The organism is Vicinamibacteria bacterium (assembly GCA_035620555.1).
Taxonomy (GTDB): Bacteria; Acidobacteriota; Vicinamibacteria; order Marinacidobacterales; family SMYC01; genus DASPGQ01.
Map to the genome: position 1 here is coordinate 1 of DASPGQ010000288.1, position 13,106 is coordinate 13,106.

The window sequence follows — 13,106 nt, forward strand, 5'->3', positions numbered from 1 at the left end:
GAAGATCCGCGCTCTCGGTCGGGGCGCTTCGGGAAATCGTCCGCCAAGCCGCGCTCTCGACGGAGGAGTTTCTCGGGCTCCTCTGAGTCGATCCTCTAGGCCTTCGCCTCTTTGGCGACCTCTTCGACAGCGCCGAGGAAGCGGTCGACTTGCTCGTCCGTCACCATCACGTGTAGCGAGACGCGATTGACGTCCCAGTCGATCTCGAGATGCGTGACGTTGCGGATGTAGATGTTGTAGCGGTCCCACATGATGTCGTTCAGGTCACGGGTCTCGACACCGCGGATCTTGAACGCCACGAGCGCGCACCCGAGCTCGGGAGCATCGGAGGTCAGCACGTCGACGCCGTCCATGGCGCGCAGGGCTTTGTGCACCTTCTGAGCGAGATAGCGGTCCCTCGCTTCCACCGCTTCGCGGGTCAGCATATTGTGGAAATCGATGGCCGCGTCCATCGAGACTCTCGCGGGAATGTTGTGCGAGCCTCGGGGCTCGAATGCCTGCGCCGTCTGGAGTGTTTTAATCCGCTCCTCGGGAAGTGGCGTCCCGTACATCGAGCGGCTGTCCGCCGGCGCGGTGGTGAACAGGTTTCGCAGACGCTCCTGAACGTCCTCGCGAACGAAGAAGAAGCCCGTCTGCATGCTCGCCATCATCCACTTGTGAAACGGACCCGCGTACATGTCACAACCCAAGTCGTGCATGTCGAGCTTCATCATTCCTGGGGGCTGAGCTCCGTCGACTACGGTCAGGATGCCCCTGGCTCGAGCCATCTCGCAGATCTGCTTCACCGGAAGCACGCAGCCGTCGGTATAGTTGATGTGGCAGAAGCTCAAGAGCTTCGTCCGGCTGGTGATGGTCGAAGCGAAGGCGTCGAGGATCGCGTCGGTGCTCGCTGGCGGATGGAACTCTTCCGCGGAGAGATCGATGACGCCGACCTCGAGATTGTCGTGCATCGCACGATGCAACACCGGGTACGCCCCACCCGAGTGGTCGTGGTTGGTGTAGACGATCTCGTCTCCTGCCTTCAGCACGGGAGCGAAGGTGCCCGCCACCATGCCATCGGACGTGTTCAGTGAGTAGGCGATTTCGTTTGGCTTCGCCCCGACGAATGCGGCGAGCTTCTCACGCATCTCCGTCTTCCGGTCGTCGTCGTAGACGGTCTTGTTGTAACCGTTGTAATCGGCGTTGATCCCCTCGAGCGCCTGCACCTGCGCCATGTGAATCGGGTGGGGCGACGGACCACGGGTACCAGTGTTCATGTAGGCGAGGCCCTTGCGCAGAAAGAACTGATTGGCAACGAGGTTCCAGTAGCGCTCGTCGTCGGGCATTGCCCCGCCGTCGAGCGGGGGAGGCAGTACGCTCTCGAGGGCCGCAGCCGCAGAGGTCGATCCGGCAACGAGGCTCAGCCCCGCCGCACCTCCGAGCACCGAGCCGAGAAAGCCCCGGCGCGAGAAGCCTTCCTCTTCTCGTCTCGAGCGTTCCATGCGCTCCTCGAGCGCACGCAAGGCGGTTTGAGGGTCGATACGCATGGATGGCTCCTCCCTTCGTCGCCGATTCGATTCGATTTCGACGTCAGAGTCAAGCTTCAATCGCGCGTCCACCTCAATGAAAGCCTGGCTGGATTCTGGAGCGCGCATCGATTATCGTGCGCGAGGCTCCGCGAGGAACGACGTCGACTGTGTCTCTTTGCCGCTTCGATTTCGAGTTTCGCTGTGAAAGCGCTTCGCTGGTGCGCACCATCGAAGCTCATGTGGTGGGCGCCGGCGGGACCTTTGCTGGATCGGCCCGCGAAGGCACGTTCTCGTTGCCGACACCCATCGGAGTCTTCGAGGGAATTTATCGGATTGAGGGGCGCGTGATCGCAATCGAAGTGCTCGAGAAACCTTTCTTCGTACCCTGCGGCGCCATCGAGTCGCAGCTTCTGCGCTTCGTGAAGGAGGCGATATGAAAAAAGGATTCGTCTGCGCCGTCCTTGCCGCGACCGCAGCAGCTTGTGCGCCGCCCGAAGAAATCGAGCGGGAGGTTCTCGCCGTCATCAATGCCCATCTCTACCCCGTATCAGGGCCTCCCATCGAGAACGGCACCATGCTCGTGCGGGACGGCAAGATCGCGGATATTGGCACCGACGTTCCGGTGCCTCGTGGGGCACGCACGCTCGATGCCCATCGGTGGTCGGTCATCCCGGGCCTCGTCGAGAGCCATTCGCACATGGGCTTCAAACAACTGAACATCCCCGCGACGGGGACAAACAACAACGAGCTGTCGGTGCCCATCAACGCCCAGGTGAGGGCGATCGACGGGCTGAATTCGAACGACGCCGCGTTCTCTTTGGCGCTCGCCTCCGGAGTCACGACGATGAACATCACGACGGGCAGCAGAAGCCCCAACAGCGGTCAGGCGGTCGTGGTGAAGCTCCGTGGCGGCACGATGGAAGACATGTTTCTCGCCGAAGGCGGCATGAAGTTCGCCATGCGGGCGGACCGGCAGTTCGACAACTTCCCCGAGACCGTGGACGCGGTCTACGAGCTTCTCGTGTCCGAGCTTCGCGCTGCGGAAGGCTATCTGGAAGCCCGCGCGGCGGCGGAAGCTTCGGGAAGCCAGCCGCCTCCCCGCGATCTGACGCGCGAGGCGTTCGGGAAGCTCCTGACTCGAGACTGGGTCGTGGGCGTCCACACCGGTGACGCTCTGGGCATGCGGCACGCGATCGCGCTCAAGCGAGAGTTCGATCTCGACCTCTACATCCATCACGCCCGGAACACCGACGAGCTCGTGGACGAGCTCGTCGAAGCCGAAGTTCCCATCAGCTTCGGGCCGATCCTGCCGTTCATGGGCCGCGAGAATCCACAGATCATGGGGCCGGTGCGGCTCGCGCAGCGGGGCGGCACGGTCGCTTTTCACGCGGATCACCCCGACGCGCACCAGTATTTTCTGCGGCCGAGCGCGTCCTTGTTCGTGCGCAAAGGCATGCCCGAAGAAGAGGCACTGGCCGCGCTCACATTGAATCCGGCTAAACTTTTCCATCTCGAAGATCGCATCGGCAGCCTCGAGGTGGGCAAGGACGCCGACTTCGTAATCCTGAACGGGCCGCCGCTCGATTTCGAGAGCCTCGTCCAGCAGGTTTTCATCGACGGCCGAGAAGTCTTCAATCGAACGACGGGCGAGAACGCCTTCGGCCAACGCGTCCCGGAGGGATGGTGATGGGCAGGGCCTTCGTCTCAGCGCTCGCCGTACTCGTGGCATCCGTTTGCTGGTCCCAGGAAAATTCCGTGGCCATTCGCGGGGCATCCGTTCTCACCGGCGATGGCGCGATCATCGAGGCCGGAACTCTCGTTTATGCCGGCGGAAAGATCAACGAGCTTGGTCGCGAGGTGGCTCCGCCCGCTGGCGCCGACGTGATCGACGGCGAGGGGCTCTACGCGACACCGGGATTCATTGACGCTTACTCTCATTTCGGCCTTGGATTCTCGGCTCGATCGGATCGCGAGAATCTGATGGCGGCATCTCGTCGCATTGCCGACGTCCTCGAGATCCCACCCGACTCGGAATGGCTTCGGTCGGGTGTGACGACGACTTACGTGAGCCCGAGTGGGCAGAACTTGATCGGAGGAATGGGTGCCGTCGTCAAGCTGACGGGCGTCATCGTACGCGGTGAAGGCGGCGTGAGCGCCTCTTTCGGCGAGACGGCGCTCGAGGCGTTCGATGCACCGACCACCCGCCAGGGCATGGTTGGGATCCTGAGGCAAACTTTCGTTCGTGCCCAGGAAGATGCGATCGAAGGCGACGAGGGCCGCGTGTTCGCCCGGGTGCTCAGCGGGGAGCTTCCCCTCCGTGTGCTCGCCAACACGCCCGACGACATTCTCACGGCGATTCGTCTCGCCGACGAGTTCGATTCGAAGGTCATTCTGGACTCGGGTGCGGGGGCCTACCGGGTTTCGCGAGAGCTCGCGGCCGCCGGCGTTCCCGTAGTGGTGGGTCCATCGATCGTCGGCATGGGCAACGGCGGTCCCTACGAGACGTTTGCCCATACGCCGGCGAATGCGGCTTGGCTCCACGAGGCCGGCGTGCGCATCGCGTTCGGCACCGCTTCCGCGGGTGGACGGTCGGTTGCCATGGAGGCGGTCGTTGCCAAAGCCCACGGACTCCCCGAAGAGGCAGCGCTGCGCGCGGTCACCTCCGACGCCGCCGCGATTCTGGGCATCGGCGATCGGGTAGGAACACTCGCCCCCGGTTTGGATGCCGACATCGTCCTCTGGCGGAATCACCCCATCAGCACCTGGGCCGAGACCGTACGCGTCATCGTGGACGGCGAGACGGTTTTCGAGCGGTAATGCAGTAGCTTGCGAATCTTCCCAGGCGCAATATGGTGGATCCTGCGTGGATCCTGCGTGGAGCCTCATAAGGAATACTTCGGTATTCCTCGCCGTGTTACACTAGGGAAACCATGAAGATCGGCGTCTCCCTTCCCGAGGAATTGATCGACTTCGCGGACGAAGAGGCAAAACGGCGCGGTACGTCCCGGTCCGGCTTTTTCGCTGAACTGCTCCATGCGGAAAGAGTGCGGGAACAGACGAGGCGTTACATCGACCAGTACGGATGGGACGTGGCAGAAGACGAGGAGGCTTGGCGTTCTCATCAAAGGCGGCGCACGGCGGAGGAATACGCTGACGACGAGTGGTGAGTCTCTCCCGAAACGCGGTGAGGTCTGGTGGGTCCGAGTCGACAAACGACGTCCGGCCGTCGTGGTTCAAACCGACGCCGTGAGAGAGCCGCGTGTGCGGTCTTTCCTCGTGGTGCCTCTGACGAGCCGTGTGCATCTGGAAGGATTGCCAGGAAATGTACGACTCCATCGGCGTGCGACGCGTCTACCCCGATCGTCGGTCGCCAACGTCTACGACATCCAAAAAGTGTTGCGCTTAGATTTCTTGGAGCGCCTCGCGTCGCTACCCGAAGCCGAGTTGTCCTCCATCGATGACGGGATGCGCCTGGTTCTGGGGCTCTAGCACGAAGGAGGTCGTTAATTGAAGACCCACGCCTCAGCGGGCTTCATACCGCTGCTGTTGTCCTTGGCCGCCTGCTCCGGCGGGCTGTCCGACGCTCCCGAGACTCGGCGGGTCGACGTCGTGGACGAGATTCATGGCGAGTCCATACCCGATCCGTACCGATGGCTCGAAGAACAGGATAGCGCGGAGACGAGGGCCTGGATCGACGCGCAGAACGCCTACGCCGAGCGCGTCATCGGCGAGTCTCCGCGAAGAGCGCGGCTTCGCGAACGGCTCTCCCAGCTCATGCGCTCACCCGAGATCGGCCCACCTCAGAAAGGAGGCGACCACGAATACTTCACCGTGAGGCGCGCTCACGACGAGCTCGAGATCGTCTTCCGCCGCCCCGCCCCGCCGGAAGGGGAGCTCGTGCGGATGGACCCGGACGGCCAGAACGAGGTCGTCATCGATCCTCACCCGATGAGCGCCGATCTCACGACGAAAGTCGAGATCCTCTCGGTCTCGAGCGACGGAAAGCTTCTGCTCTACAGCCTGCGCGACGGCGGCGAGGACGAGATCGAGGTGAGGGTGCGCGACGTCGAATCGGGAAAGGATCTCGAAGACCGGCTTCCGAGAGCGCTCTACGCGGGGGTGGCATTCGGCCGGAAAGACGCGGGCTTTTACTATACCCACCGCTCCCGCGCCGAAGGCCCGCGAGTCCGGTTTCACGTGCTCGGAGATCCTCTCGAGAAAGACGAAACTATCTTCGGAGAGGGTTACGACCCGACGAGCTTCGTGAATGCGCGCGAAGTGGCCGACGGGAAGTACCTGGTGCTTACGGTCAACCACGGATGGGCGCGGAGCGAGCTTCATCTGCAGGACCTCGGGACCGGAGCTCCTGCCCGGCCACTCGCCAAGGACGTCGACGCGCGTTTCGAGCCCCAGTTTCACGAGGGGCTCCTCTACGTTCGCACTAACCTCGAGGCTTCCAACAATCGGGTACTCGCCATTGACCCGGCGAAGCCCGAGCGCGAGTCGTGGAAGGAGGTCCTACCCGAGTCTTCCGACGTCTTGACGGATTTCGCGTTTCTGGACGGGAAGATCTACGCGAGCTATCTCCACGAAGTCAGCAGCAGGATCCGCGTGTTTGCGCTCGACGGAACGCCCTCCGGGGAGCTTGCGGTTCCCGAGCATCACTCCGCCCAGATTCGTGGCGCGGTCGAGGGCAAAGCGTTTCTCGAGCTCTCGTCCTTTCACCGGCCTCCGATTACCTATTTGGTCGATCTCGAAAGCGGTGAGCGTGAGCTCTGGCAGGAGCGCGAGCTCGAAATCGATGCCGACGCCCTCGTCGTCGAACAGGTACGCTATCGGTCCGCCGACGGAACCGAGGTGCCCATGTACCTCTTCTATCGTGAGGGCCTTCGTAGGAACGGCGACACGCCTACGCTTCTGTTCGGCTACGGAGGTTTCAACGTCGCCCTCACGCCCCGGTTCGACCCCATGGCGCTCGTCTGGGTGGAGCACGGCGGTCTCTACGCGATGGCCAACCTGCGGGGCGGGAGCGAGTACGGCGAGAAGTGGCACCGCGATGGCATGCTCGAGAACAAACAGAACGTCTTGGACGATTTCATCGCCGCCGCCGAGTTTCTCATCGACGAGGGTTACACTGCGCCCGACAAGCTCGCCATCCGTGGCACGAGCAACGGCGGGCTCCTCGTCGCAAGCGCGATGACCCAGCGCCCCGATCTCTACCGCGCCGTATTGTGCGGGTTTCCCGACCTCGATATGGTTCGGTTCTATACGTTCACCCGGACCAACAATTTGCCGGCGCTTCTCGAGTACGGAGACGCCTCCGTGCCCGAGCAGTTTGCCTTCATCAAGAAATACTCTCCGTATCAGGCAGTTCGTGAAGAGGCCGCCTACCCCGCGGTAATGCTGACGTCGGGCGATCGGGACACCCGCGTGCCTCCGCTTCAGGCGAGAAAGATGACGGCGCGGTTACAGCACGCCACGAGCTCGGGCCGGCCCGTCATTCTCAAATACCACCCGAAAGCGGGCCATGCGGCGAGCCGGGGACTTCCCGTTTCCAACAACATAGAGGACACCGCGGCGGAGCTCGAGTTCCTGATGGGCCAGCTCGGCGTGACTCCCTGAACAAAGTCCTAATTTCTTAGTTGACGCGACCGGCTCCCATCGGCTACATTCCTACTAAGAAATTAGGAGCGAGTCGTGGCCAGAAAGAAAGCGAGTCCGAAGCTCACACCGCTCGAGCTCGACCTCATGATGGTGCTCTGGGAGCGGGGCCCGTCGACGGTCCAGGAAGTGCAAAAAGGGCTCGCGAGCGTCCGCAGGCTCGCCTATACCACGGTCCAGACGATGTTGAACGTTCTTCATCGCAAGAAGAAGCTCCGTCGTGAGCTGAGGGAGCGCGCCTACGTTTACCATCCGACCGTGAGTCGAGAGCAGGTTACGCACAATGCCACAGCCGAGATCATCGACCGTTTCTTCGGGGGTTCGGCGGAGGAACTGGTCTTGAGCCTCGTCGAGAGCCGTCGTTTGAGTCAGGACGAGCTTCGCAAGCTCAACGACATCGTGGAAGGCGGCGAATGGTCGTCATGATGAGCGGGATCGCAACCTTCGTGATCAACGCTTCCTGGCAGGTGACGCTTCTGGCTGCGATCGCGTTCGGCCTGACGCGATGGAGATCTTTTTCGGCATCGGAGCGACACCGCATTTGGGCGATGACTTTCCTGCTATGTTTCCTGGTGCCTTTGTCGACAATCCTCCGTCCGCTCGCACCGTCGGCGCCGGCAGGGGAGCTCAATGTCGCGGAAGGGTCGCCGGTGCCAGTGGCAACGACTGCCGGCCATCCGGCAAAGGACGACGCCGTGAGCCTGGGCGTCTCGCGCGAAGCCGCGATGGCACTCTCGGCGCTCTACGTCGCCTTCGTCGTGGCAGGACTGCTTCGGCTGGTGCGCGGCGCTCGGCGCGCGGCGCGGCTTCGTGCCAGCGCGTCGATCCACGGGCTTCCCGAAGGGCTCGAAGTTGTCGAGGCGCGTTGCCGTCGTGTGCTCGGCGTCGATCGCGGCCGGATTCTATGGTCCTCGGGGGAGGGAAGTCCGGTCACTTTCGGCCTTCTCGACCCGGTAATTCTGCTTCCCGCTCGATTGCGTAACGAAGCGTCGAGTCATCTATTCACCGCGATCATGGGCCATGAGCTCGCTCACATCCGACGACACGACTACCCATGGAACGTCGCCTTTGAGCTCCTAAGGGTCGCAATCGGCATCCATCCCGTGGCGCACTGGATCAAGCGCCAGCTCGACCGGACACGCGAGGAAGCCTGTGACGAAGCGGTCGCGGTGGAGCTATTGGAGCCGCGCGCATACGCCCGCTGTCTCGTCGCCGCCGCGGCGATGTTTCTGGACTCCGGCCCAAGCCATTCCCTCGGTGTGCTCGGCACCCACTCACTGGAGGGTCGCATCATGTACTTGACCAAACTCGGAACGCGGCGTCCCGCTAGGAGAGCCGCCTTGTCGTTCGCGGGGACGGCATTGGTGGCAACGAGCGTCTTTAGCTCGACGTTTGCCGTGACGCTGATCCCGACGCCATCGGACGCGCGGGAGCAGCCCGTGCGTCGCACCGAATCGTCCCGCGAGGTGCGGGAAGAGAGCAACGACGAAGAACGAGGAGCCTATCGCGCCGCGGGACGACGCGACCCGTTCATCGGGCCCCAGTCGGTGCCACAAGAGGAGCCCGAGGGGCCCTTGGGATTCGAAGTTGGCAGTGTCACCCTTCATGGCATCGTAAAAACAACTGGAGGCTCTACCGCCATGTTGGTGGGGCCGGACGACAAGACGTACTTCGTTCGCGAGGGGCAGCCTTTCGGAAACGGAGTTCTCGCCAAGATCGGCAACGCTTCGGTGACGTTTCGTGTGCGTGACCCGAATCCACTCTCGGCGCTCGCGGACCGCGACCTCGAGGTGCGTCTGCACACCGAGTAAGCAGGCGCTGACGGACTTCGAGGCCAATTCTTGGCGCTTCGAGACCTATCCGGGGGTTCGCGCTGCGATGCGGGCCCAGGTGTCTTTCAGGGCCACGGTGCGGTTGAAGACCAGCCTGCTGGCGTTCGAGTCCGGGTCGACGGCGAAATAGCCCAGCCGCTCGAATTGATATCGCGTTCCGGGCTTCGCATCGGCAACACTGGGCTCGATCTTCGCGCCCTCCACGACCTCGAGTGAGCTGGGGTTGAGGTGGTCGGTGAAGTCCTTGCCCTCCTCGACGACATCGGGGTTCTCGACCTGGAAGAGACGATCGTAGAGTCGTATCTCGGCATCCATCGCGTGGCTGGCTGAGACCCAATGGAGCGTCGCCTTCACTTTTCGGCCGTCCGGCGGGGTCCCGCCGCGGGTGGCGGGATCGTAGCGGCAACGGAGCTCGATGACGTCTCCCGTCTCGTCTTTGACGACGGCCACACAGCGGACGAGGTAGGCGTAGCGAAGCCGCACCTCCCGTCCCGGGGCCAGCCGGAAGAACTTGCGCGGAGGATCTTCGAGAAAGTCGTCCCGTTCGATGTAAAGTACTCGCGAGAAGGGAACCCTTCGCGTCCCGGCGCGCTCGTCCTCGGGGTTGTTTACCGCTTCGAGCTCCTCCTCCTGGCCTTCGGGATAGTTCTCCAGGACGACGCGGAGTGGGCGGAGAACTGCCATGACGCGCGGTGACCGCAGATTGAGGTCCTCGCGGACCGCATGCTCGAGCTGGGCTACATCGACGACGCTTGCGCGCTTGGCGACGCCGATGCGGTCACAAAATGTCCGGATCGACTCCGGGGTGTAGCCGCGCCTTCGAAGTCCCCCGATCGTCGGCATGCGTGGATCGTCCCAGCCACCGACGTGGCCATCACGAACGAGGCGCAGAAGCCGTCTCTTGCTGAGCACGGTGTAGGACAAGTTCAGCCGGGCGAACTCGATTTGGCGCGGAACGAAGGGCACCTTCGTCTCTCGAACCGCCCAGTCGTAGAGCGGTCGGTGATCCTCGAACTCGAGGGTGCACAAAGAATGGGTGATCTTCTCGAATGCGTCCGACAGCGCGTGAGCGTAGTCGTACATGGGGTAGATGGCCCAGTTCTTTCCGGTTCGGTGGTGGGGATGCTTGCGGATTCGGTAGAGAGTTGGATCGCGCAGGTTGACGTTGCCGGAGGCCATGTCGATCTTGGCCCGGAGCACGTGGGCTCCCTCTTCGAACTCTCCCTCCCGCATGCGGCGAAACAAGTCGAGGTTCTCCTCGACGGAGCGGTTCCGAAATGGACTCACTCGTCCGGGCTCGGTCAGGGTGCCGCGATATTCCCGGATTTGGTCGGCGCTCAAGCTGTCCACATAGGCTTTGCCGTCCCGTATCAGACCGACGGCTTTTTCGTAGAGCTCCTCGAAGTAGTCGGACGCAAAGTACAGCCGGTCGTCCCAATCGAATCCGAGCCAGCGGACGTCCTCCTGAATGGCCTCGACGTACTCGACCTCCTCCTTGCTGGGGTTGGTGTCGTCGAATCGGAGGTTGCAGGTTCCGCCGTACTCGATGGCGACGCCGAAATTGAGGCAAATGGATTTGGCATGGCCGATATGGAGGTAGCCGTTTGGCTCCGGAGGAAACCGGGTCGCGACCCGACCGCCATGGCTGCCCTTCTCGAGGTCTTCCTCGATGATCGCGCGGATGAAGTCGGGGCCGGGCACGTCAGCGAAACTCCGGGCCTCCGGCGCGGTCGTCGTAGACGAATCGACCTCGGGCGGGCATGGCGATCGCCGGGAGCGACTGACGATCGAGCGTCGCGTCCTCGGGAAGGATCTCGTTCAGATAGAGCACGTAGGCGACGAGGCTATAGACGTCGTCCGGGGGTAAAGTCCCGGGAACCGCTTGGGGCATCGCCCGCCGAATGTAATCGAAAAGCGTCGTCGCGTACGGCCAATAATTTCCCACGGTAATGGTGTGGTTGGGCGTTTCCGCGAAGCGGAACTCGTCGCCGGGCTCGCGGCCTACGAGTGCTTCGTAGTCAGCACCTCGACCATCGGCGCCATGGCACTGGACGCATTGAGCGGCATAGAGCGTCTTTCCGCGCGCGACGCTCCCGCTTCCCTCGGGCAAGCCGGTCCCGTCGGGCATCACGTCGATGTCGATGGCGGCGATCTCTTCCCGCGTCGCGCGCCGGCCGAATCCGAACCTGGGCAGATGGACCATTTTATCGAGCGCCTCGTCTCTCAGACTCGGCGTATCGATCCAGCGCTGCCACTGGCCGTGCAAATCAACGTTGTCTGAGTTGTTTACGATCGGGGCACTCTGAGTTTCGGGGGGCGGAGCCTCTCCTCTTTGGCAAGCGAAGAGAAGAGAGGCGAAAAAAAGAGAGCTCGCGAGCTGGGTGATCAGTTTCAGGAACACGCTCCGTATCGCGCCATCGGACTCAGGCGGGAGTGAATACGACCTTGCCGTCTTTCTGGACCCGCCACGCTCTCAGGTGGTTGAAGTGATATCGGGTTCCCTCGCCACGCACTCTGCGAAACTCCTCGGTCGTAGGCTGAACCGAGCCCGTCTCGTCGGTTGCCCGGCTCACGAGGGTGGCGGGCTGTCCTTGCCAGTTCCAGAGCATGCGGAACCGAGTGTGGCATTTCGGAAGCACCGGTTCCTGGAGCTCGGCGTCCTGCCAGCTCTGTCCACCGTCGACGCTCAGCTCCACCCGGGTGATGACCCCGCGTCCGCTCCAGGCGATGCCCCGTATCTCCCAGTAACCCGTGTCAGTGAGACGTTGCGGATACGCCGGAAAGGTGATGATCGACTTCGCGTCCATGTCGAAAGTGAACATGCGGGCTTTTCCGCCCGGGACGGGGTCGGTGTACTTGGAAGTCTCCTCGCGGGTGAAGAAAGGACGATCGGACAGCTCGATCCGGCGCAGCCATTTGACGTTGGCGTTTCCCTCCCACCCGGGTAGGAATAGCCTCACGGGATAGCCGTTCTCGGGCCGAAGAGGCTCGCCGTTTTGCGCATAGGCGATCATCGCGTCTTCCCACGCTTTCCCCATCGGAATGCTGCGCGTCATGACGGCGGCATCCATCGACTCGGCGAGAAACCACCGCGCTTCGGCAAGAGCTCCGACCTCGCGGAGCAGCAGGGCAAGAGGAACCCCGGTCCATTCGCTCGTGCTCGTCAGACCGTCGATTTGCTGGGGTGTCATGTCTTCCCGCGGATCTCGTAAGGCCTCGCCACCATTGCCGGAGCACTCGAGGAAATAGAGACGAGACGTCGCGGGAAATCGCTCGAGGTCTGAAAGGGAGAAGACCGTGGGCCGCTCGACCATTCCATGTATTAGAAGCGAATAACGTTCGGGGTCGATCCTGGGGATGCCCGCGTGGTGCCGCTCGAAATGCAGGTCCGAGGGGGTAATGATGCCGCGCAGGTCCTGTAGTGGCGTTCTCGAGCCGCTCGAAGGCTCCGCCCGCATCACGAGACGGCGGGGCTTGACGAAAGGAGACCGTTCCCCGATCTCCGTGGGGGGCGGGCCCTGGAGCTTCGTGGTATCGTCGGGCACGAGGGGCCTTTTGTCCTCTGCCCCCAGGGCGGTGGCACCGAGACCCCCGGCGACCCCCACGAGAAGCTTGCGGCGTGACAGGCCCCGAGGTCCGTTTCGTCGCGACATGGCTCGAATCTTAACACGGTCGTGGCTTGCGGAAACCGGGTGGGTTACGAACAATCAGGGTGAGGGCGAAATGGAAAAGGCCCGGCTCACGTCCATTCTCAGGAAAGCGTACTCCGGCGAGCTCGCAGCGGCTCTGGCCTACGCGGGCCACGGGCGCTCGCTGCCACCGGGAGAAGACCGCTCGACCATAGGGCGCATCGAGCACGAGGAGCTCCTCCATCGACTCGAGCTCGGGAAAATGCTCGAAGAGATCGGCGAGCCGCCCTCTGCGGTGCGGGAGATCGAGTTCTGGATCGTGGGAAAAACGATCGCCTGTCTCTGTCATGTCGGGGGGTGGTTCATTCCGATGTACGGAGCCGGAAGACTCGAGGCGGGGAACGTGCGCGAATACGAAGATGCCGCCCGCTCGGCGCGGGCGGCCGGTTACGAGCACTTCGTTAGACCCCTCGTTC

At 62.9% G+C, this 13,106-nt stretch carries 12 protein-coding genes; 8 read left to right on the forward strand and 4 right to left on the reverse strand.

From position 1 onward, the window contains the following. Window positions 1–95 precede the first annotated feature (95 nt). Window positions 96–1,526, reverse strand: a complete 1,431-nt coding sequence (locus VEK15_11770; protein ID HXV61366.1) for an aminotransferase class V-fold PLP-dependent enzyme — start codon at window positions 1,524–1,526, stop codon at window positions 96–98. A gap of 200 nt (window positions 1,527–1,726) precedes the next feature. Here VEK15_11770 and VEK15_11775 point away from each other — a divergent pair, with 200 nt between their 5' ends. From VEK15_11775 to VEK15_11805, 7 genes are all read left to right on the forward strand, one after another. Then, entirely contained in the window at window positions 1,727–1,945 is a 219-nt protein-coding gene (locus VEK15_11775) for a hypothetical protein (GenBank protein ID HXV61367.1), read from the forward strand. Continuing rightward, window positions 1,942–3,195 carry an amidohydrolase family protein gene (locus tag VEK15_11780; GenBank protein ID HXV61368.1) on the forward strand — a complete coding sequence of 418 codons (1,254 nt, stop codon included), beginning with the start codon at window positions 1,942–1,944 and terminating at the stop codon, window positions 3,193–3,195. The genes VEK15_11775 and VEK15_11780 overlap by 4 nt, the downstream gene beginning before the upstream one ends. After that, window positions 3,195–4,325 carry an amidohydrolase family protein gene (locus VEK15_11785; protein ID HXV61369.1) on the forward strand — a complete coding sequence of 377 codons (1,131 nt, stop codon included), beginning with the start codon at window positions 3,195–3,197 and terminating at the stop codon, window positions 4,323–4,325. The genes VEK15_11780 and VEK15_11785 overlap by 1 nt, the downstream gene beginning before the upstream one ends. A 113-nt stretch (window positions 4,326–4,438) precedes the next feature. Further along, window positions 4,439–4,675 carry a ribbon-helix-helix domain-containing protein gene (locus VEK15_11790; GenBank protein HXV61370.1) on the forward strand — a complete coding sequence of 79 codons (237 nt, stop codon included), beginning with the start codon at window positions 4,439–4,441 and terminating at the stop codon, window positions 4,673–4,675. A 340-nt stretch (window positions 4,676–5,015) separates the two neighbouring features. Continuing rightward, window positions 5,016–7,130, forward strand: coding sequence for a prolyl oligopeptidase family serine peptidase (locus tag VEK15_11795; protein HXV61371.1), 2,115 nt, complete (start codon window positions 5,016–5,018; stop codon window positions 7,128–7,130). 75 nt (window positions 7,131–7,205) lie between these two features. Then, window positions 7,206–7,595, forward strand: a complete 390-nt coding sequence (locus VEK15_11800; protein HXV61372.1) for a BlaI/MecI/CopY family transcriptional regulator — start codon at window positions 7,206–7,208, stop codon at window positions 7,593–7,595. Further along, window positions 7,592–8,980, forward strand: a complete 1,389-nt coding sequence (locus tag VEK15_11805) for a M56 family metallopeptidase (protein HXV61373.1) — start codon at window positions 7,592–7,594, stop codon at window positions 8,978–8,980. Before VEK15_11800 ends, VEK15_11805 begins: the two co-directional genes overlap by 4 nt. Window positions 8,981–9,025: 45 nt before the next feature. Here VEK15_11805 and VEK15_11810 read toward each other — a convergent pair whose 3' ends face one another. The 3 genes from VEK15_11810 to soxC all read right to left on the reverse strand — a co-directional run bounded on the left by VEK15_11810 (window position 9,026) and on the right by soxC (window position 12,654). Continuing rightward, a complete protein-coding gene (locus VEK15_11810) occupies window positions 9,026–10,702 on the reverse strand; it encodes a glutamine--tRNA ligase/YqeY domain fusion protein (protein HXV61374.1) in 1,677 nt (558 codons plus the stop codon). 1 nt (window position 10,703) lies between these two features. Beyond that, window positions 10,704–11,204 (reverse strand): cytochrome c, encoded by a 501-nt coding sequence (locus VEK15_11815; GenBank protein HXV61375.1) that lies wholly within the window; start codon window positions 11,202–11,204, stop codon window positions 10,704–10,706. 220 nt (window positions 11,205–11,424) lie between these two features. Next, the gene (gene soxC / locus VEK15_11820) at window positions 11,425–12,654 is read right to left on the reverse strand and encodes a sulfite dehydrogenase (protein ID HXV61376.1); all 1,230 of its coding nucleotides are present in this window, start codon (window positions 12,652–12,654) and stop codon (window positions 11,425–11,427) included. Between soxC and VEK15_11825 the strand changes: the two genes are divergently transcribed. Next, window positions 12,653–13,106, forward strand: a 454-nt coding sequence (locus VEK15_11825; GenBank protein HXV61377.1) for a ferritin-like domain-containing protein, incomplete at its 3' end; no start/stop codon positions are given. The two genes, soxC and VEK15_11825, sit on opposite strands and share 2 nt — an antisense overlap.